Origin of the sequence: Verminephrobacter aporrectodeae subsp. tuberculatae At4, assembly GCF_000193225.1 — a bacterium.
Lineage (GTDB): Bacteria > Pseudomonadota > Gammaproteobacteria > Burkholderiales > Burkholderiaceae_C > Acidovorax > Acidovorax aporrectodeae.
Genome location: NZ_AFAL01000382.1, coordinates 1 through 19,691 on the forward strand (window position 1 = coordinate 1; position 19,691 = coordinate 19,691).

General features: G+C 65.0%; 15 protein-coding genes. 9 read left to right on the top strand and 6 right to left on the bottom strand.

The annotated features are described in order from the left end of the window. The 4 genes from VTU_RS0109700 to VTU_RS0109715 all read left to right on the top strand — a co-directional run. A partial coding sequence (locus VTU_RS0109700) for a helix-turn-helix domain-containing protein (protein ID WP_010103685.1) occupies nucleotides 1-229 on the top strand: 229 nt, incomplete at its 5' end. A gap of 130 nt (nucleotides 230-359) precedes the next feature. Then, the gene (locus VTU_RS26715; protein ID WP_010103687.1) at nucleotides 360-3,455 is read left to right on the top strand and encodes a BPTD_3080 family restriction endonuclease; all 3,096 of its coding nucleotides are present in this window, start codon (nucleotides 360-362) and stop codon (nucleotides 3,453-3,455) included. Nucleotides 3,456-3,463: 8 nt separating this feature from the next. Next, nucleotides 3,464-6,349, top strand: a complete 2,886-nt coding sequence (locus tag VTU_RS0109710; protein ID WP_010103689.1) for a site-specific DNA-methyltransferase — start codon at nucleotides 3,464-3,466, stop codon at nucleotides 6,347-6,349. A 37-nt stretch (nucleotides 6,350-6,386) separates the two neighbouring features. Then, on the top strand, nucleotides 6,387-8,498 hold the full coding sequence (locus VTU_RS0109715; RefSeq protein ID WP_010103691.1) for a 3'-5' exonuclease: 2,112 nt from the start codon (nucleotides 6,387-6,389) through the stop codon (nucleotides 8,496-8,498). A gap of 6 nt (nucleotides 8,499-8,504) precedes the next feature. Here VTU_RS0109715 and VTU_RS0109720 read toward each other — a convergent pair whose 3' ends face one another. From VTU_RS0109720 to VTU_RS0109730, 3 genes are read right to left on the bottom strand one after another with little or no spacing between them, the layout of a single operon-like run. Beyond that, on the bottom strand, nucleotides 8,505-9,542 hold the full coding sequence (locus VTU_RS0109720) for a DUF1173 domain-containing protein (protein WP_010103693.1): 1,038 nt from the start codon (nucleotides 9,540-9,542) through the stop codon (nucleotides 8,505-8,507). Next, nucleotides 9,539-13,324: a hydantoinase B/oxoprolinase family protein gene (locus VTU_RS0109725; RefSeq protein WP_010103697.1), complete on the bottom strand. Its 3,786-nt coding sequence runs from the start codon at nucleotides 13,322-13,324 to the stop codon at nucleotides 9,539-9,541. Before VTU_RS0109725 ends, VTU_RS0109720 begins: the two co-directional genes overlap by 4 nt. A 54-nt stretch (nucleotides 13,325-13,378) precedes the next feature. Next, nucleotides 13,379-13,909: a winged helix DNA-binding protein gene (locus VTU_RS0109730; RefSeq protein ID WP_010103698.1), complete on the bottom strand. Its 531-nt coding sequence runs from the start codon at nucleotides 13,907-13,909 to the stop codon at nucleotides 13,379-13,381. A 178-nt stretch (nucleotides 13,910-14,087) separates the two neighbouring features. On the opposite strand from VTU_RS0109730, the gene VTU_RS0109735 reads away from it, so the two are divergent. The 3 genes from VTU_RS0109735 to VTU_RS0109745 are packed head-to-tail and all read left to right on the top strand — an operon-like array spanning nucleotide 14,088 to nucleotide 16,907. Beyond that, nucleotides 14,088-15,068, top strand: a complete 981-nt coding sequence (locus VTU_RS0109735) for a TRAP transporter substrate-binding protein (protein ID WP_010103700.1) — start codon at nucleotides 14,088-14,090, stop codon at nucleotides 15,066-15,068. Nucleotides 15,069-15,075: 7 nt separating this feature from the next. Then, nucleotides 15,076-15,585 (top strand): TRAP transporter small permease, encoded by a 510-nt coding sequence (locus VTU_RS0109740; RefSeq protein WP_010103701.1) that lies wholly within the window; start codon nucleotides 15,076-15,078, stop codon nucleotides 15,583-15,585. A gap of 17 nt (nucleotides 15,586-15,602) precedes the next feature. Next, nucleotides 15,603-16,907 (top strand): TRAP transporter large permease, encoded by a 1,305-nt coding sequence (locus VTU_RS0109745; protein ID WP_010103702.1) that lies wholly within the window; start codon nucleotides 15,603-15,605, stop codon nucleotides 16,905-16,907. A gap of 32 nt (nucleotides 16,908-16,939) precedes the next feature. Here the strand turns inward: VTU_RS0109745 and VTU_RS0109750 are convergent, their stop codons facing one another. Further along, entirely contained in the window at nucleotides 16,940-17,257 is a 318-nt protein-coding gene (locus VTU_RS0109750; RefSeq protein WP_010103703.1) for a CcdB family protein, read from the bottom strand. Next, nucleotides 17,257-17,526 carry a type II toxin-antitoxin system CcdA family antitoxin gene (locus tag VTU_RS0109755; RefSeq protein WP_040892623.1) on the bottom strand — a complete coding sequence of 90 codons (270 nt, stop codon included), beginning with the start codon at nucleotides 17,524-17,526 and terminating at the stop codon, nucleotides 17,257-17,259. The genes VTU_RS0109750 and VTU_RS0109755 overlap by 1 nt, the downstream gene beginning before the upstream one ends. Before the next feature lie 193 nt (nucleotides 17,527-17,719). Here VTU_RS0109755 and VTU_RS0109760 point away from each other — a divergent pair, with 193 nt between their 5' ends. After that, on the top strand, nucleotides 17,720-18,616 hold the full coding sequence (locus VTU_RS0109760; RefSeq protein ID WP_040892624.1) for a M23 family metallopeptidase: 897 nt from the start codon (nucleotides 17,720-17,722) through the stop codon (nucleotides 18,614-18,616). Between the two features lie 35 nt (nucleotides 18,617-18,651). On the opposite strand, the gene VTU_RS0109765 is transcribed toward VTU_RS0109760, so the two are convergent. After that, entirely contained in the window at nucleotides 18,652-19,185 is a 534-nt protein-coding gene (locus tag VTU_RS0109765) for a DUF2242 domain-containing protein (RefSeq protein WP_029554258.1), read from the bottom strand. Between the two features lie 262 nt (nucleotides 19,186-19,447). Between VTU_RS0109765 and VTU_RS0109770 the strand changes: the two genes are divergently transcribed. Then, nucleotides 19,448-19,691: thermonuclease family protein (locus VTU_RS0109770; protein WP_010103708.1), on the top strand; the 244-nt coding region annotated here is incomplete at its 3' end.

The following is a 19,691-nucleotide window of genomic DNA, read 5'->3' on the forward strand; positions in this document are numbered from 1 at the left end:
CAACTCCAGCAAGCCACCCGCGGTGAAGCGCGTTCTCGCGCACGAACTCGAAGCGGGTATGCAGAAGGCCCAGCTCACCAAGACCGCCATGGCCAAGCGCATGGGCACCACGCACGCGCAGCTTGATCGGTTGCTCAGTCCAGACAACCCGGCCACAACACTTCAGACGCTGGTGAAGGCCGCAGGGGCCGTTGGCAAGCGGGTGAAGATTTCGCTGATCAATGCATAAGCGCTGCACCGCTCATTGGCCATGGGCAGAGATGTCGACGCGGCGCAAAGAGAACAACAAAGGAGGGGCTGCACATGGGTATTTCAGAACTGTCATCAATTGATTTGCGCGTGCCGCGCCGTACGCGTCGATGAGCAACATCTTTTTCGAGCGTCCGATCCTGAACTCGCCCTACGGGTACCCGGCCCGACACTGGGAACTCGGCGAGGACAAGCAGCCCACGCAGCGCATCGCCGAGAACCGTCGGCGGGCCGACTTCGTCATGCCCATCCCGGCGCCGAAGAAGCGCAAGGGAGCGGAGAAGCAAGCCGCGCTGCTGTTCGACGAGCGCTCTACCCAGGAACAGCAGTACGACCACACGGCCATCATCAACGCTGTCCGGGCTGAGGTGGACAAATGGCGCGCTCTGCCGAGCCCGAACGACTGGCGCGTGACGCCCGAGACGGCCCGCCTGCTGCAGCACTGGCGCCATCACGCCTTCAGCAACACGCGCCCGTTTTTCTGCCAGGTCGAGGCGGCGGAGACGGCGATCTGGCTCACCGAGGTAGCGCCGCAGTTGGGTAAGTCCGCCGAGCGCTTCATCGAGCACTTGGCCAACGCGAACCAGGACGCCAACCCGGGCTTGAGCCGGCTTGCCCTGAAGCTTGCCACTGGCGCTGGTAAGACCACCGTGATGGCCATGTTGATGGCCTGGCAGACCGTCAACGCCGTACGCCGGCCCGGCAGCAAGAAGTTCACGCGCGGCTTTCTCATCGTTACGCCAGGCATCACGATCCGCGACCGCTTGCGGGTGCTGCGGCCCAACGACCCCGATAGCTATTACGCCAGCCGCGAACTCGTGCCGAGCGACATGCTCGACGACTTGAACAAGGCCAAGATCGTCATCACCAATTACCACGCCTTCAAGCTGCGCGAGCGTGTCGAGCTTTCCAAGGGAGGCCGGCAACTGCTTCAGGGGCGCACCGGCGACGCCCCCGAGACCTTGGAAACCGAAGGCCAGATGCTTCAACGGGTGATGCCTGAGCTGATGGGGATGCCCCAGGTGATGGTGATCAACGACGAAGCGCACCACTGCTACCGCGAGAAGCCGAAGGCCGCAGCTGACACCGGAGACGATGATCTTTCCGGCGACGAAAAGAAAGAGGCCGAACAGAACAACGAGGCCGCTCGTTTGTGGATCAGCGGCATCGAAGCGGTTCAACGCAAGATCGGCGTCACCCGTGTGATGGATTTGTCGGCCACGCCGTTCTTCCTGCGCGGATCGGGCTACGCCGAGGGCACGCTGTTCCCCTGGACGCTGTCCGACTTCTCGTTGATGGACGCCATCGAATGCGGCATCGTCAAGCTGCCGCGTGTGCCGATCGCCGACAACATCCCCGGTGGCGAGATGCCGATGTACCGGGAACTGTGGAAGCACATCGGCAAGCAGATGCCGAAGAAGGGCCGCGGCAAGGCGAGTGGGCTGGACCCGCACAAGCTGCCCACGCCGCTCATCACGGCCTTGGAGGCGCTCTACGGCCACTACGCCAAGACCTTCGAGTTGTGGCAGCGCGCCGGCATCAACGTGCCGCCGTGCTTCATCGTCGTGTGCAACAACACCGCCACGTCGAAGCTGGTCTATGACTACATCGCCGGCTTCGAGCGCGAGCACGAAGACGGTACGCGCTCGCATGAAGCCGGCCGGCTCGAACTGTTTCGAAACCACGATGAGCATGGCAATGCCCACGGACACCCGCGAACGCTGCTAATCGACAGCGAACAGCTTGAATCCGGCGAAGCGCTTGACGACAATTTCCGCGGCGTCGCTGCTGACGAGATTGAGCGCTTTCGCCGCGAGATCATTGAGCGCAGTGGCGATCCGCGTGCAGCCGACAGCATCAGCGACCAGGACTTGCTGCGCGAGGTGATGAACACGGTAGGCAAGGCCGGCCGCCTGGGCGAGTCGATCCGCTGCGTGGTGTCGGTCAGCATGCTCACCGAAGGCTGGGACACCAACACCGTTACCCATGTGCTCGGCGTGCGCGCCTTCGGCACCCAATTGCTGTGCGAGCAGGTCATCGGTCGTGCGCTGCGGCGGCAGAGCTACGAGCTCAACAACGAAGGGCTGTTCAATGTCGAGTATGCCGACGTGCTTGGCATCCCGTTCGACTTCAACGCGGAACCCGTCATCGCACCGCCGCAGAAGCCGCGCGAGACGGTGCGCGTGCAGGCCGTGCGGCCGGATCGCGACGCGCTCGAGATCCGCTTCCCGCGCGTTCAGGGCTACCGCATCGAACTGCCCGAGGAGCGTATCACGGCATCGTTCGATGCCGATTCGACGCTGACCTTGACACCTGAGCTGGTGGGCGCCACCGAAACGCACAATAGCGGCATCATCGGTGAACCGGTGGACCTGACGCTGGCGCACACAGCCGACGTGCGTCCGTCGCAGGTGGTGTACGAACTTACCTCACACCTTGTGCTGCACAAGTGGCGCGATCCTGGCGAGGCACCGCGCCTGCATCTGTTCGGTCAGCTCAAGCGCATCGTCAAACAGTGGCTCGACGAAGGCCACCTCGTGTGCAAGGGCGGTACCTATCCCGCCCAGCTCAAGTACAAGGCCCTGGCCGACACCGCGTGCGAACGCATCACCGCTGGCATCGTGCGGGCCGAACTCGCCAAGGCGCGCCCGATCCAAGCCGTGCTGGACCCGTACAACCCGATAGGCAGCACGCGGCATTTAGCGTTCAACACCACAAAGACTGAACGCTACGCCACCGATGCACACCTGTGCCACATCAACTGGGTGGTGCTCGATAGCGACTGGGAGGCCGAGTTCTGCCGGGTGGCCGAGAAGCACCCGCGTGTGCGTGCCTACGTGAAGAACCACAACCTCGGGCTGGAGGTACCGTACCGCTACCAGGCCGAGATGCGCAAGTACCGCCCCGACTTCATCGTTCGCATTGATGACGGGCGCGGCAAGGATGGGAACGAAGGCGACCTGTTGAATTTAGTCGTCGAGATCAAGGGCTACCGCGGCGAAGACGCGAAAGAGAAAAAGAGCACGATGGACAACTACTGGGTGCCGGGCGTCAACCGGCTTGGGAGCCATGGCCGCTGGGCTTTTGCCGAGTTCACCGATGTCTATGCCATGCAGCATGACTTCGCAGCCAAGCTGCAAGAGGCATTCGATGCGATGGTCACCAAAGCTGCTGACGGTGTCGCCGTCGCGGTGCCGACGGCTTGAGCACCGACATGGCAACTTCCAAGGGACGCAAGGGAACCGACGGTGCGACGGGCGCAGGGAAAATCGTTACGGCGATTCAACATGACGACGCCAAGCGCAAGAACATTCCGACCGCCGAGTACCAGTCGGTGCTGGAGAAGCAGAAGCTGGCGCCGGTGCGCGTGAGCTATCCGCGCGAAGAGTCGGGAAAGGCGCTGGAGGAGGAGAAGCAGGCACGCAATCGCGACATCGACCCTCAGCTCCTGTGGCGCGGCAAGGACCGGCAGGACTGGAGCGATCTGGTGGTGCATGCACCGCCGCTGTACATCCAGGAGAAGGTCCACGCCAAGGCCCTGATTGATGACCTGCTGCGTGAGACCCGTGAGCGTGAGCATGCCGAAGGCGAGCGCACGCCCGACCTCTTTTCCGACTTCAACGGCATTCCGCACGGCGCCGACAAGACCGAGTTCTACGCCCATGACCAGAACTGGTCGAACCGGATGATCCTGGGCGATTCATTGCAAGTGATGGCCTCTCTGGCGGAACGCGAGGGGTTGCGCGGGAAGGTGCAATGTATCTACTTCGACCCGCCCTACGGAATCAAATTCAACTCGAACTTTCAGTGGAGCACAACGAGCCGGGACGTGAAGGACGGCAATACGCAGCACATCACGCGCGAGCCGGAGCAGGTCAAGGCGTTTCGGGATACTTGGCGGGATGGCATTCACTCATACCTGACATATCTCCGCGATCGGTTGGCCGTAGCACGCGACCTTCTAACTGAGAGCGGTTCGATCTTTGTGCAGATAGGGGATGAGAACTCGCATCGAGTTCGCGCGGTGATGGATGAAGTATTCGGCGCCGAGAACTTCGTGGTGTCCATTGTGGCGCAGAAGACAACGGGAGCGGGGAGTCCAGGGGAACTGAAAACACTCCCCGGGGTCGCTGATCACTTGCTGTGGTATGCGAGAAGCACAGAGGCTTTGAAGTATCGACAGTTGTGGCGAGAGAAGATTGCTGGAGCAGTTGGCGGCAGCCTTTACACGCAAGTCGAGGAGGCCGACGGTTCGCGACGGCCGTTCAGCAGGGAGGAGAAGTCGGGTGGTTCTCTTCCCTCTGGTGCTCGCGCTTTTGGTGTTGACAACTTGATGTCTTCGTCCGGAGTGGACAAGACTCGATACCCGGTCATGATTGCCGGGAGAGAATATCGCCCTACGTCCGGCGTCTGGAAGACCGGCCAGTCCGGAATGTTGAAGCTGATTGCTGCGAATCGTGTGCATTCTGGCTCGGGTAAGAACATCGGATATATCCGATATCTCGATGACTTCCCAGCGTTCCCGTACAACAGCGTATGGACAGATGCGGTCGGCCAGAATCAGTTCGGTGGCGACAAGATCTACGTAGTTCAGACCGCCAATAAGTTGGTTGAGCGGTGTGTGCTGATGGCGACGGACCCCGGTGACCTCGTCCTCGATCCCACTTGCGGTTCTGGCACCACCGCCTATGTCGCCGAACAATGGGCCCGTCGCTGGATCACCATCGACACATCGCGCGTTGCGCTCGCTCTGGCCCGTGCGCGCATCATGGGCGCACGCTACCCCTACTACCTGCTCGCCGACTCGCGCGAAGGCCAGATGAAGGAAGCCGAGGTCACTCGCAATGTGCCTTCCAGTCAGCCAGTCCACGGCAGCATCCGCCAGGGTTTCGTTTACGAGCGTGTGCCGCACGTCACGTTGAAGTCGATTGCCAACAACGCGGAGATCGACGTGATCTGGAACGAGTGGCAGCAGGCACTGGAGCCGCTACGTGAGCAGCTCAACGCTGCGCTGTCGAAAAGCTGGGGCGAATGGGAGATCCCGCGTGAGGCTGAGTTGACATGGCCCGACACCGCAAAGAAGCTGCACGCTGGTTGGTGGCAAGCCCGCGTCGCGCGCCAAACGGCCATCGACGGCAGCATCGCCGCGAAGGCCGAGTTCGAATACCTCTACGACAAGCCCTATGCGGACAACAAGCGCGTCCGCGTCGCAGGCCCGTTCACTGTGGAGAGCCTTTCGCCGCACCGTGTCCTTGGCGTGGACGAGAACGACGAACTGATCGATAAGGTCGCTGACGCCGATGGTGAGTACGCGGCGAAGCAGAGCTTCCCGCAGATGATCCTGGAGAATCTCAAGACCGCCGGCGTTCAGCAAGCCCACAAGGAAGGCCGCATCACGTTCACGGCGCTCTCGGGCTGGCCAGGCGAGTACATCTGCGGTGAAGGCAAGTACGAAGAAGGCGACGGTGGCACAGCCCACCAGCGCCGCGCCGCGATCTTTATCGGCCCGGAGTTCGGCACCGTCACTCGCGTGGACTTGGTGGCCGCCGCACGCGAGGCCCGCGACGCCGGCTTCGATGTGCTGATCGCATGCGCCTTCAACTACGAGGCGCACACGACAGAGTTCAACAAGCTGGCCGACCTCCCAGTGCTCAAGGCGCGCATGAACGCCGACCTGCACATGGCCGAGGACCTGAAGAACACTGGCAAGGGCAACCTGTTCGTGATCTTCGGCGAGCCCGATATTTCGCTGTTGACCGAAGGCGACGGGCACATCCGTGTCAAGGTCAACGGCGTTGATGTCTTCCGCCCGAACGAAGGCAAGGTCGAGTCCAGCGGGCCAGACGAGATTGCCTGCTGGTTCATCGACACCGACTACAACGAAGAGAGCTTCTTCGTTCGCCATGCCTACTTCCTGGGGGCGAACGATCCGTACAAGTCGCTGAAGACAACACTCAAGGCCGAGATCGATGAGGACGCCTGGGCCACATTGCACAGCGACACGTCAAGGCCGTTTGCCAAGCCCAAGTCCGGCCGGATTGCAGTGAAGGTGATCAATCACCTGGGCGATGAGGTGATGAAGGTTTTCAAGGTAGCGTGATGATGCAGCGGTGTTGAGCTCAAGCAGGGACTACAGCATGAACTTCCGAATTGCCGATACGTTCACCGCAAGCCTCGCGCGATTGACGGGCGAAGAGCAGAAAGCCGCCAAGACGACGGCTTTTGATTTGCAGATGAACCCGGCGAATCCGGGCATGAGCTTTCACAAGCTGGACAAAGCGCGGGACAAGAACTTTTGGTCGGTGCGGGTGAGCAGCGACATCAGGCTGATCGTCCACAAGTCGGCGGACAGCTTGCTGCTGTGCTACGTCGATCACCATGACAAGGCATACCAGTGGGCCGAACGGCGGCGCCTGGAGACGCACCCGACGACCGGAGCGGCACAGTGGGTGGAGATGCGCGAGCGCGTCGACGAGATCGTGGTTCGTCGGGGCGAGCCGGTATCTGCTGCTGTCACCCCCCAGCCGACGGCGAAGCCGTCGCCCTTCGGCCAGATGTCTGACCAGGACTTGTTGAGTTGGGGCGTGCCCACCGAGTGGTTGGCAGAGATTCGTCAGGCCGATGAGGACAGTTTGCTCGTGCTGGCCGAGAAGTTGCCGGCTGAAGCTGCGGAGGCGCTTCTCGAACTGGCCACCGGCGGCACACCGCGGCGCCCCCAGACGGCACCGCCGGGAGCCGATCCGTTCGCGCATCCCGATGCGCAGCGCCGGTTCCGCGTCATGCAGGACGTGGAAGAGTTGGAGCGTGCGCTGGAGTTTCCGTGGGACCAGTGGACGGTCTTCCTGCACCCGGCGCAACGGCAGTGGGTGGAACGCGATCATGGCGGACCGGCGCGCGTGTCAGGCTCTGCGGGGACCGGCAAAACCATCGTGGCGCTTCATCGCGCGGTTTACTTGGCGAGGAACAACGAAGATTCGCGGGTCTTGCTCACCACGTTCACGCCGGCGTTGGCCCATGCACTGCACACGCGGCTGCGTCGGCTGGTGGGGCGGACGCCGAAACTGGCCGAGCGAATCGACGTGGTGGCGATCGACGAGCTCGGTGAGCGTCTTTTCAAGTTCGCGTTTGGAAAACCTGCACTGGCCGACGATCAGCTCGTTCGGCGCTACCTCGTGGACGCAGTCGCGACCTGCGCCGCTGAACAGGGTGCATCGGCGACCGCGCTGCCGGCGAAGCTTGGCCAGGGGTTCCTGTGGAGTGAGTGGGCAGAAATCGTTGATCCATGGCAGATCGATAGCGGGGAAGGCTATCGCGACATCAAGCGCCTGGGGCGCAAGACGCGCTTGTCAGAGGCGCAGCGCGCGGGAGTATGGAGCATCTTTAGCCTCGTGCGGGATCGCCTTCGCAGCGAAAAGCGGGTGACGCGCGCCGAGCTGTTCACGCGGCTTGCTGCGCACTATGCTGCCGGTGCAAAGCTGCCTTTCGAGCACGTGGTGGTGGACGAAGCGCAGGACATCGGTGTGCCGCAACTCAAGTTCCTCGCGGCTTTCGGTGGGCAGCAGCGCAACGCCTTGTTTTTTGCGGGCGACTTGGGACAGCGCATCTTTCAGCTGCCATTTTCATGGAAGTCATTGGGAGTGGATGTACGCGGGCGGTCGCGCACGCTCCACGTCAACTACCGCACCTCGCACCAGATTCGCATCCAGGCGGACCGTCTACTCGGTCCCGAATTGGTTGACGTGGACGGCAACTCCGAGGATCGAAAGGGCACCGTATCGGTTTTCAACGGACCTGCGCCGCTGGTGCGGGTGGTTGCATCTGTCGATGCGGAAATCACAGCGGTCGCAGCCTGGCTGGGCGAGTGTGTGAAGCAAGGCGTGCGGGCTGGCGAACTGGCTGTGTTCGTCCGTTCAGACGCTGAACTTGAGCGGGCTCGGCGTGCCCTGAGTCAGGCCCAGTTGCCGTATCACGTACTCGATGAGAACGTCGATACCGACAGCGACGAAGTCTCCATCGGTACGATGCACCTGGCAAAGGGGCTTGAGTTCCGGTGCGTCGTCGTGATGGCCTGCGACGACGAAGTGGTCCCCCTACAGGCGCGCATCGACGAGGTGTCGGACGAGGCCGATCTGAAGGAGGTCTATGACACCGAAAGGCACTTGCTCTATGTTGCGTGCACGCGAGCCAGAGACCGATTGTTGGTAACGGGAGTCGAGCCGGCGTCGGAGTTCTTGGCTGACTTGTCGTGATGGTGGTTATCGCTGTGCACTGTGCGCTGAAGCTCGCGCCGGCAGGGGAGGCATGACTTCGCTCGGTGGACGCCATAGCCACGGCGCGCTTTTGCCTGGGTGGACGAACTTCCCGAGAAGCTGGCCTGATTGCTCGTTGCTGAGGCCTGGTGACATTACGAAAAGCATATGCGCTTCCGGCTCGGTATCGGTCAGCGTTGCCTGGGCCATGGGGTGAAGCCGGGGCAGGTTGTATCGAAGACCTTTCACGAACGAGCGGGCATCGCCGACCAGCCGATCAGTGAGTTGCTGATCGAAGGCGTCTTCAACAGGCAGCCACTGCGGTGTCGTCGGCATCAGCGATAGCTCGGCAATGGTTGGAATGCCGGTAGCGCTTATGCCGAATGTGGCGATGACCACCAGATGCACACTCTCCGTTGCGCCCCACAGAGCCAGTTCAGCGGTGAAGCAGCGGCCCAAGCGACGGTAGAGCTGCTCGTCTATGGCGAACGCCTGGTCGGGCACGTGCTTGACGATGGCCTTGTAGCTGTAGCGCGCAGGCACGATCTCTTTGACCTCTGCAATCATCAGCATCAGCTGCTGAGGTTTGCCGGGAGCCGCCACCGCGTATGCCCATTGCGACATGCGTCGCGCACTGATTGCGTCGCGCTGTTCGACCGAGAACAACTCCGGAATGTAGAGACGAGCACGCAAAGCACTGCCGCGAGCGACTATGCTCCCTGCGGCGCGCAGCAAATGTCTGCGCACGGTGGCCCACGAGCGTTTACCAGCAAAGCCGGGATGCCAGCGCGTCAGCTCGGCCTGATCCCACAGGTAGTGCAGCAAGCCACGCAAGGACAGCTTGGTGCCATCGCTGACCGCACTGTCGACGGTAGCGCCCGGTGCTGAAACGGTCGACCTACCGCCGATCTTGGACATAGAGAAGCCGAGCTTCAAGGTCGTCTCGCCGGTGGCCGGGTCTTCGGTGATCGCCGAACCCAAGACCTGGCCCAGGCCGGAGAACTCGGGTGGAGGTTCGTAAGACGGACAGTCTGACGCGCTCATCCAAGCCTTTCAGGGCGCTCCGGTTCAACCTTGCTTTGGTTGATCGGCTGGGCCGTGGGGCCGGGGGCTGAGTAGTTACGATCTTGGGCGGTGCCAAACCCGCCGCCGCCCGGCGTGTGGATTTCAAACACATCGCCCGGCTGCATCTCGACCTGGCCGATATGCCCGAGCTGTTCGATCCTGCCGTCGCTGCGCAGTACGCGGTTGATTCCCACGGCGCCGGGCGCGCCGCCGGCCATGCCGAAGGCGCCGTGGCGGCGGCCGTTGGAGAGGATGCTCGCCGTCATGGGTTCGAGAAAGCGCACGCGGCGCACGCCGCCGTCGCCGCCTGCCCAGCGCCCGGCGCCGCCCGATCCTGCGCGGATTGCGTAGCCCTCGAGCCGCACCGGGAAGCGGAACTCCAGCACCTCGGGGTCCGTGAGGCGTGAGTTCGTCATGTGCGCCTGCACCACGCTGGTTCCCGCAAAGCCGCCGACCAGGGCGCCCGACGCGTCCCACACGCCGCCCGCGCCGCTGCCGCCCGCGATGGTCTCGTAGTACTGGTAGCGCGCGTTGCCAAAGGTGAAGTTGTTCATGGTGCATTGCCCCGCCGCCATCAGGCCGAGCGCACCGTACAGTGCGTTGGTGATGCAGGTGGAGGTTTCCACGTTGCCCGCCACCACCGCAGCCGGCGGGTCGGGGTTGAGCATGCTGCCACGCGGGATGATGACGTTCAGCGGCTTCAGGCAGCCGGCGTTGAGCGGGATCTCGTCGTCGACCAGCGTGCGGAACACGTACAGCACGGCGGCCATGCACACCGCCGTGGGCGCGTTGAAGTTGTTCGGCTGCTGCGCGCTGCTGCCGCCAAAGTCGATGGTCGCGCTGCGGTTCGCTGCGTCCACGCGCAGCGCCACGCGGATCTGCGCGCCGTTGTCCAGCGGCAGCGTGAAGGCGCCGTCCTTCAGGCGCGTGATGGCGCGGCGCACGGATTCCTCGGCGTTGTCCTGCACATGGCGCATATAGGCCTGCACCACGTCCAGGCCAAACTCGGCGACCATGCGGCGCAATTCCTGCTGGCCCTTTTCGTTGGCCGCGATCTGCGCGCGCAGGTCGGCCATGTTTTGCTGCGGGTTGCGGCTCGGGTACGCGCCGCTTTGCAGCAGCGCGATCACCTCGGCCTCGCGCAGCACGCCGCGGTCCACCAGCTTCACGTTGTCGATCTGCACGCCCTCTTCCTCGATGCGCGTGGAGAACGGCGGCATGGATCCGGGCGTGCTGCCGCCGATGTCGGCATGGTGCCCGCGGCTGCCCACGTAGAACCTGGGCGCGCGCTCGTCGGCGATCCACACCGGCGTGATGACGGTGATGTCCGGCAGGTGCGTTCCGCCGTGGTAGGGGTCGTTGAGCAGGTATACGTCGCCGGGCTGCATCCGGCCCGCGTTCTCGCGCAGCACGGTCCGGATGCTCTCGCCCATGCTTCCCAGGTGCACCGGCATGTGCGGCGCGTTGGCGATCAGGTTGCCCGCGGCGTCGAACAGCGCGCAGCTGAAGTCGAGCCGCTCCTTGATGTTCACCGAGTACGCCGTGTTTTGCAGTTGCAGCCCCATCTGCTCGGCGATGTTCATGAACAGGTTGTTGAACAGTTCGAGCAGCACCGGGTCCACCGTGGTGCCTGCGGCATGCTGCACCGCGCGCGCGGCGTGGCGCGTGAGCAGCAGGTGGTCGAGTTCGGTGAGCTGCGCCTGCCAGCCGGGCTCGACGATGGTCGTGGCGTTCTTCTCGGCGATGATCGCCGGGCCGGCAATCGCATCGCCCGGGCGCAGGTCCTCGCGCACCACCAGCGCGGCGTCGTGCCAGGCGGCCACGCCGTCCACGCCGCCGGTGTACATGCGCACGCTGCTGCGGCGCGGCACCGCGCGCGCGGGTTGCAGCGCGTGGCGGGGCTCCACGGGCGCGTCGCCGGGGAGCACGGCCTCAACCGAAACGGCCTCGACCACCAGGCCCTTGCCCTGCATCAGAAAGGCAAAGCGCTGGCGGTAGGCTTGCTCGAATCCCGCGCGGATCGCGGCACCCAGCGCGGCCGCATCGAGGGACGCCGCACCGGCGTCGGGCCAGGGGACGACGAGCGCCGCGTCGCTGCCCTCGTAGCGCACATGCACGCGGCGCCGCAGCAGCACCTGACCGCCACTGCCCGACTGCTGGCGTTCGAGTTCGCTGCACGCGCTGGCGGCCAGCTGCCCGAGCCTGGCCTCGATTCCCGCCAACGCATCGGGCGTCAACGGGCATTCCACGGTCTGCTCGCGGATCACGTTCTGATCCGCCAGGCCCATTCCGTAGGCGCTGAGCACGCCCGCCAGCGGGTGCACGAATACGCGCGTCATGCCCAGCGCGTCGGCGACCAGGCAGGCGTGCTGCCCGCCCGCGCCGCCAAAGCATTGCAGGGTGTAGCGCGTGACGTCGTAGCCCCGCGCCACGCTGATCTTCTTGATGGCGTTGGCCATCTGCTGCACGGCGATGCGGATGAAGCCATGCGCCACGTCTTCGGCCCGGCGCCCGGTCCGCGCAGCCAGCGCGCAGAACCCTTGCACCACCACGGCGCCGTCGAGCGCCTCGTCGGCCGCAGGCCCGAACACCTTGGGAAAATGCGCTGGCTGGATCTTGCCCAGCATCAGGTTCGCGTCGGTCACGGTCAGCGGGCCGCCCCGGCGGTAGCTGGCCGGGCCGGGGTCGGCGCCCGCGCTCTCGGGGCCGACGCGAAAGCGCGCGCCGTCAAAGCCCAGGATCGAACCGCCCCCCGCGGCCACGGTGTGAATGCCCATCATCGGCGCGCGCATGCGCACGCCGGCGACCTGGGTCTCGAACTCGCGCTCGAACTCGCCCGCGTAATGGCTCACGTCGGTGGAGGTGCCGCCCATGTCGAAGCCGATCACCCGCCCGTGCCCCGCGAGCGCGGCGGTGCGCGCCATGCCCACGATGCCGCCGGCCGGCCCGCTCAGGATCGCGTCCTTTCCCTGGAAGCGCTGCGCGTCGGCGAGCCCGCCCGAGGACTGCATGAAGAACAGCTTCACCCCGGGCATCTCGCTGGCCACCTGATCGACGTAGCGGCGCAGGATCGGCGAGAGGTAGGCATCGACCACCGTGGTGTCGCCCCGGCTCACGAGCTTCATCATCGGGCTGGTGGCGTGCGATGCACTCACCTGCGCAAAGCCCAGCGCGCGCGCGATGCGCGCCGCCGCCTCTTCGTGCGCGCCGTAGCGGTAGCCGTGCAGGAACACGATGGCCACGCTGCGCAGACCCGCTGCGTGCGCGGCGCGCAACTGCTCGCTCAGGTGCGCCGTGTCGAGCGGCTCGACCACCTCGCCGTGCGCGCCCATGCGCTCGTGCGCCTCGATGACACGGCTGTAGAGCAACTCGGGCAGCACGATGTGGCGCTGGAACAGGTGCGGGCGATTCTGGTAGGCGATGCGCAGCGCGTCCCGAAAGCCCCGGGTGGTGACGAGCAGCGTGGGCTCGCCCTTGCGTTCGAGCAGCGCATTCGTGGCCACGGTGGTGCCCATCTTCACGCACTCCACGCGCTGCGGCGTCACCGGCTCACCGGGCGCGAGGCCCAGCAAGTGGCGGATTCCGGCCACGGCGGCGTCCCGGTACTGCCCCGGGTTCTCCGAAAGCAGCTTGTGCGTGAGCAGCGTGTAGCCGCCGTCCGCGTCGGGCCGCCGGCCCACCACGTCGGTAAAGGTGCCTCCGCGGTCGATCCAGAATTGCCAGCGGGGGGCAGGGGCGCGGGGGGAAGTTTGTCTGGACATTTGCTTTTTTCTGCTCGATGCATGGCTTCGTGCGCGGAGCCGTTGGGAAAGAAATCACGCCGCGGCAGCAGAGCGCGCCGCCTGGTCGTACAGGCCCGAGAGCAGGCGCAGCAGGCGGGCCAATTCGCCGATGTCGCGGTTCAGCGCATCGCCGGCCTGCAAGGCGTCGATGAGGCAGGACTCGCGGATTTCGCGGTAGCGCTGCACATGGGCGCGGCCCGCATCGGTGGCGGCGTAGGTGACCTCCTTGCCGTTCTTGCGTGCGGCGACCACGCCCAGGGTCTGCAACTTCTTGAGCGCATAGTTCACCAAGTGCGTGTCTTCCACGTTCATGATGAAGCAGATGTCGGCGAGCCGCTTGTCGCGCGCGCGGTGCGTGACGTGGTGCAGCACCAGCACGTCCAGCGCCGTCAGGTCCCTGAGGCCGGCCGCCGCCATGCAGTGCACCACCCAGCGGTGAAACGCATTGCCCGCGACGATGAGGCCGAACTCGAACTCGCTGAGCTCCGCACTGCGCGCGGACACCAGGTGCGCGGACGATACGATGGGCCCGGGTGCACCGGACGCCCGGGCAGCAGATTTCATGAGGAGCCTCCACAGGGTGCCACGGCTCGTGCACGCAAGTCATTACTGAAATTACAGACAAGCCGATGATAATTCGTCGACAATTTGTCGGTATCAGGCAAACACCTAGGAACCATCCGGCCGGCATCCCATACAGTGGCCTGCCAAGAATAAACACCCCGAGTGGAGCCCGCATCCCATGAAGCGCAGAAGAATCCTCCCCGCCACCGCACTCGCACTTGCCCTGGCCCTTGCCGCCACCCCGGTTTGGGCCCAGGTCAAATGGGATCTGGCTGCGGCCTACCCGGCGAGCAACTTCCACACCGAGAACATGGCGCAGCTGGCCAGCGAGGTTGACAAGGCCACGGGCGGCCAGCTCAAGATCACCGTGCACGCCAACGCCGCGCTGTTCAAGGCCCCGGAAATCAAGCGCGCGGTGCAAGGCGGCCAAGTGCAGATGGGCGAGGTCCTGCTGGGCAACTTCCAGAACGAATGGCAGATCTTTGGCATCGACAGCCTGCCCTTTCTGGCCGACAGCTACGAGGCCGCAAAAAAGCTCTACGCCGCGCAAAAGCCGTTTCTGGAAAAGAAGCTCGCCGAGCAGGGCATGCTGCTGCTCTATTCCGTGGCCTGGCCGCCCCAGGGCATCGGCACGAAGAAGACCCTGCGCAGCGCCGCCGACCTGAGGGGCGTCAAATGGCGCACCTACAGCCCCGCGACGGCGCGCCTTGCGCAATTGCTCGGCGCGCAGCCGGTCACCGTACAGGCCGCGGAGCTCTCGCAGGCGCTGGCCACGGGCGTCGTCGAAGCGACCATGTCCTCAAGCGCGACGGGCATGGACAACAAGATCTACGAGCACCTCAAGTACTACTACGACACCCGGGCCTGGTTGCCCAAGAACGCCGTGCTCGTGAACAAAAAGGCCTTTGACGCGCTCGACAAACCCTTGCAGCAAGCCCTGCTCAAGGCCGGCACCGACGCCGATGCACGCGGCTGGAGCACCAGCACCCAGGTGAACACCGACACCACCGCCAAGCTCAAGGCGCATGGCATGAAGATCGTCGAGCCGCCGGCGGCGCTCAGAGCCGACCTGGCCCGGGCGGGCGAGAGCATGCTCAAGGAATGGATCGCCACGACCGGCCCCGAGGGCCAGGCGCTGATCGACGCCTACCGCAGGTAGGCCACCCATGCGCCGCCTGCTTGATTTCCTGTACGACGCCGCCGCAGCCCTGGCGGCGCTGTTCATGTTCGGCCTGCTGTGCATGGTGCTGCTGTCCGTCGTCAGCCGCCAGCTCGATTTCCATGTGCCGGGCACCGACGCCTACGCGGGCTACCTGATGGCTGCCAGCGGCTTTCTGGCGCTGGCGCACACGCTCAGGCGCGGGGAGCATATCCGCGTCACGCTGCTGCTCAACGCCCTGCCGGGCCGCATGCGCAATGCGCTCGAACTCTGGGCGCTGAGCATCGCCACGCTGCTGGCGCTGTTGTTTGCGCTGTACAGCTGCAAGCTCGCCTGGCAGTCGCACGCGTTCCACGACATCTCCACGAGCAACGACGCCACGCCGCTGTGGATTCCCCAGCTCGCCATGGCCTTGGGCACGGTGCTGCTGGCCGTCGCGTTTCTGGACGAACTGCTGCTGCAAGCGCTGGGCCGGCGCAGTGCGGCGAACTCCGGCGCGGCGCTGCGCAATGAATGAACCGGGCGCTGCCTGCCATGGATGATCTCGCAATTACCGGCCTGCTCGTGCTGTCGCTGTTCCTGATCCTGGGCAGCGGCGTATGGATCGGACTCACGCTCTCGGGCGTCGCCTGGATCGGCATGCAGCTGTTTTCCGCGCGCCCCGCGGGGGAGGCCATGGCCATGACGATCTGGGGCTCGGCGTCGAGCTGGACCCTCACCGCGCTGCCGCTGTTCATCTGGATGGGAGAAATCCTGTTCCGCACCCGGTTGTCGCAGGACATGTTCAAGGGGCTTGCACCCTGGGTGCAGGCGCTGCCGGGCCGCCTGCTGCACACCAACGTGATCGGCTGCACCATCTTTGCTGCCGTCTCGGGGTCGAGCGCAGCGACCTGCGCGACGATCGGCAAGATGACGCTGCCCGAGCTCACGCGCCGCGGCTACCCCGAACACATGGTGGTCGGCACCCTGGCCGGAGCGAGCACGCTGGGCCTGCTGATCCCGCCGTCGATCATCATGATCGTCTACGGCGTGACGGCCGAGGTCTCGATCTCGCAGCTGTTCATTGCCGGCGTGCTGCCCGGCATCCTGCTCGCGGCCCTGTTCTCGGGCTATATCGTGCTGTGGGCGCTGCGCCACCCCGAGCAGGTTCCCGCGGCGGACGAGCGCATGGCGTTCATGCAGAAACTCGCGCAATCGCGCAGCCTGATCCCGGTGCTGCTGCTCATCGCGACCGTGCTCGGATCGATCTACATCGGCTGGGCCACGGCCACCGAGGCCGCAGCGCTCGGGGTGCTGGGCGCGCTCGTGCTGTCTGGCGTGCAGGGCTCGATGGACTGGCGCAGCTTCAGGGCAGCGCTGATGGGCGCCACGCGCCTGTACTGCATGATCGCGCTCATCCTGGCCGGCTCCGCGTTCCTCTCGCTGGCCATGGGCTACATCGGCCTGCCGCGCCACCTCGCGCAATGGATCGCGTCGCTGGAACTGAACCAGGCGCAGCTCATCGCCGCGCTGGCGCTGTTCTTCGTCCTGCTCGGCTGCTTTCTGGACGGCATCTCGATGGTGGTGCTCACCATGGGCGTGCTCATGCCCACGGTGCAGGCCGCGGGAATCGACCCCCTCTGGTTCGGCATCTTCATCGTGCTGGTGGTCGAGATGGCGCAGATCACGCCGCCCGTGGGCTTCAACCTGTTCGTTCTGCAAGGCATGACGGGCCGCCAGCTGCCCTGGATCTCCCGGGTGGCCCTGCCCATGTTCCTGCTCATGTGCGCCGCCGTGGCGCTGATCTATGCGTTCCCCGGCATCGTGACCTGGCTGCCGCAGCAGATGTCCGCGCGCTGACGGCCTTGCGTGGTGTTGCGCTGACAGGCCGCTCAGTACCCCTGAAACAAGAAGTCCAGCGCAGCCGTGATGCGCGCCTGCTCCTGGCTCAACGAGGCGACGCAGTCCCTGAGTATCCGCCGGGGAACGGCCGCCATCTTGGGTGTCTCCAGCAGGCAATCCCTGCCCAGAATCGGGAACACCGGCGTCAGGCGAGTGGGCAGTTTCACCTTGGCATAGTGATCCAGGCTACGCAACGGAATCACTACGCAGCTCTCCAGCCCATCGAGCAGATTGCTCTGGACATCGAGCAGGTACGGTGTGGTGCTGGCCAGCGCGCCGGTGTTGACGTACACGTCGAAGCGCGCCATCAGAAGGTTCTCCACTGCTCCAGCGGCAGACCTTCGGCCTCGATGGTGGCGTTGTAAGTGGCAATGAAATCGGTGTGTTCGCTACGCCAACGGCGTTCCTGTTCTTGCCGCACCAGCTGCCGCAGATAGTCGTCACACACCTGTGACAGGTTGAGATCCAGCGCCTTGGCGGCATTCAACACGTCCGTACTCAAACTCAAATTGGTGGCCCGCTTCAGAGATTGACGCGACCGGACATGGCGTGGGGATGCAGAGGTTTGTACAGGCATGCGGATTCTCAATGTGCGCATAGAGGGATGCGCACAGTCTAACGATTTTTTTGCGCTGCACGCGCTGATAACCGTCCCTGGCCGTGTCCCACCACCATCCTTGTCGCGCCCGAAGGCACCGACGCGGGGCTCGAACACGGGCCGGGCTACACTGCCACCGGCCCCGTTCAAGCACCCTGCCCTCCCCTGCTCCATGCCTGCCCTGCCTCCCCCCTGCACCCCACGTCCGAGCCGCCGCAGCCTCGTGCTTGCCATCCTGGGGGCTGCTGCGGGGCTGCCCGCCGTGCGCGCGCAGTCTGATGCGCCCGATCTGTGGCCGCGCGCGCTGCCGGTGCCCGGTGGCGTGGTGCAGCTGCCGCTGGGAGCGGCTGCCACGCGGCCGGTGGCGCATCTGCGCCAGGGCCAAGAGGACGTGCCGCTGCTGGTGCTCGGCGACGCCAGCGCGTGGACGGCGGTGGTGGGCATTGCGCTGACGGCAGCGCCGGGCACGGCGTACATCACCGTACAGACCGCTGGCTCTGGCACGCGGCGGCTGCCCTACACCGTGGGCCCCAAGCAGTACCAGGAGCAGCACCTCAGGGTGCCGCCGCACACGGTAGACCTGTCGCCCGAAGACCTGGCGCGCCACACGCGCGAGCGCCAGCACCAGGTGCTGGTGATGAACACATTCTCCGAGGCGCCTGCGGGCAGCGCCGGGCAATCGCTGCGCATGCAGGTGCCGGTGCCGGGGCGGCGCTCCAGTTCGTTCGGGCTGCGGCGCGTGTTCAACGGAAAGCCGCGCAATCCGCACACCGGCATGGACATTGCCGCCCCCCTGGGAGAGTCCATCGTCGCGCCGCTGCCCGCGCGGGTGATCGACACGGGGGAGTATTTCTTCAACGGCGGCACGGTGTGGCTGGACCACGGCCAGGGCCTGCTGAGCCTGATGTGCCACCTCAGCGCCATCGACGTGCAGGTGGGCGACACGCTGCAAACCGGCCAGCACCTGGGCGCCGTGGGCGCCACCGGCCGCGCGACCGGCCCGCACCTGCACTGGGGCGTGCAACTCAACCGCACGATGGTCGATCCGGCGCTGTTCGTTCCTGCGTAAGCGGAGGCAGGCCGGCCCCCGCCAGGCGTCAGTCGTCAGTCGTCCAACTCCTGATCGATCGCGAGGTAGCGTTTCACCAAGTCAAAGAATCTCTCGTAGAACATGTCTTTGGCGATGGTCTCGCTGCCCACCTTGACCAAGGATTCGCTCGTGGAGGAAACCGGCAGCGACACCGAGCCGATGGCCCCCACGCCCAGGCTGGCGGAATTGTTCGTCTTGCGCAGAACAAAGGTGTCTTGCAGCGCCGTCACAAAGCCCAGGCTGACCTTGCCGTCACCGGTCTCGGGAACGCAGACCACGCGCACCACGATCTGCACGTGCGATTCGGCTTCGGGCTGAAAGCTCTTGGTGCCCTCCACCAAGTCCACCCTGCTGGAGGAAATCACGTAGCCCTGGCTGAGCAGCGCGCGGCGCGAGGCCTCGCAGGTCTTCGCCGGTGTCGCATCGAACATGCGCGAGTACGTGCCCTCGGACCCGAATTTCTCCTGCACCGCAAACGTTTTCACGGTGACGCCGCCCACGCAGCCCGCGAGCGCCAGGACCGTGCAGGCCGCAGCGCCAGCGCGCAGAGCGCGGCGCCAGACCGTGTGTCCAGGCAATGTGTTGTGAGTCCATGGGATAGTCAAGACCGGTCCCTCCTTGTGCCTGCTTTTGCGCAAAGCCCCCATTGTTCAGCAAAAGTCCGGGGCCACGGGAAGTCTGATGGTCTGTCCGCCAGGTGGTTCCATGGCTGGACACAAGCCGTTGCATGCGACACCTGCGAATCCTGGCGTGGCCGGCAGGCCACTACACTGTCGATAGCTTTCCGCGTGGCCCACCCCATACCGTCCCATGCCCCTTGCCTCCCTGCTTTGCTTGGTCATCGCCGTCAACGACGGTGACACCCTGACCGTGCGCTGCGCTGCGCCAGACGACCGGCAGCCGGTGAGGGTGCGCATTGCCGCCATCGACGCACCGGAGTGGCAGCAGGCCTTTGGCCAGCAGGCGCGCCAGCACCTGGCGCAAATTTGCTTCAGGCAGCAGGCCACCCTGCGTCCGGTGGACCAGGACAGCTACGGCCGCACGGTGGCCGATG

What these genes read in the sequence shown, in the direction of transcription:
- VTU_RS0109715 (WP_010103691.1), top strand. Translation starts at nt 6,387, where the DNA reads ATGAACTTCCGAATTGCCGATACGTTCACCGCAAGCCTCGCGCGATTG.
- VTU_RS0109720 (WP_010103693.1), bottom strand. Translation starts at nt 9,542, where the DNA reads ATGAGCGCGTCAGACTGTCCGTCTTACGAACCTCCACCCGAGTTCTCC.
- VTU_RS0109740 (WP_010103701.1), top strand. Translation starts at nt 15,076, where the DNA reads ATGCGCCGCCTGCTTGATTTCCTGTACGACGCCGCCGCAGCCCTGGCG.
- VTU_RS0109755 (WP_040892623.1), bottom strand. Translation starts at nt 17,526, where the DNA reads ATGCCTGTACAAACCTCTGCATCCCCACGCCATGTCCGGTCGCGTCAA.
- VTU_RS0109735 (WP_010103700.1), top strand. Translation starts at nt 14,088, where the DNA reads ATGAAGCGCAGAAGAATCCTCCCCGCCACCGCACTCGCACTTGCCCTG.
- VTU_RS0109750 (WP_010103703.1), bottom strand. Translation starts at nt 17,257, where the DNA reads ATGGCGCGCTTCGACGTGTACGTCAACACCGGCGCGCTGGCCAGCACC.
- VTU_RS0109730 (WP_010103698.1), bottom strand. Translation starts at nt 13,909, where the DNA reads ATGAAATCTGCTGCCCGGGCGTCCGGTGCACCCGGGCCCATCGTATCG.
- VTU_RS0109745 (WP_010103702.1), top strand. Translation starts at nt 15,603, where the DNA reads ATGGATGATCTCGCAATTACCGGCCTGCTCGTGCTGTCGCTGTTCCTG.
- VTU_RS0109725 (WP_010103697.1), bottom strand. Translation starts at nt 13,324, where the DNA reads ATGTCCAGACAAACTTCCCCCCGCGCCCCTGCCCCCCGCTGGCAATTC.
- VTU_RS0109760 (WP_040892624.1), top strand. Translation starts at nt 17,720, where the DNA reads ATGCCTGCCCTGCCTCCCCCCTGCACCCCACGTCCGAGCCGCCGCAGC.
- VTU_RS26715 (WP_010103687.1), top strand. Translation starts at nt 360, where the DNA reads ATGAGCAACATCTTTTTCGAGCGTCCGATCCTGAACTCGCCCTACGGG.
- VTU_RS0109710 (WP_010103689.1), top strand. Translation starts at nt 3,464, where the DNA reads ATGGCAACTTCCAAGGGACGCAAGGGAACCGACGGTGCGACGGGCGCA.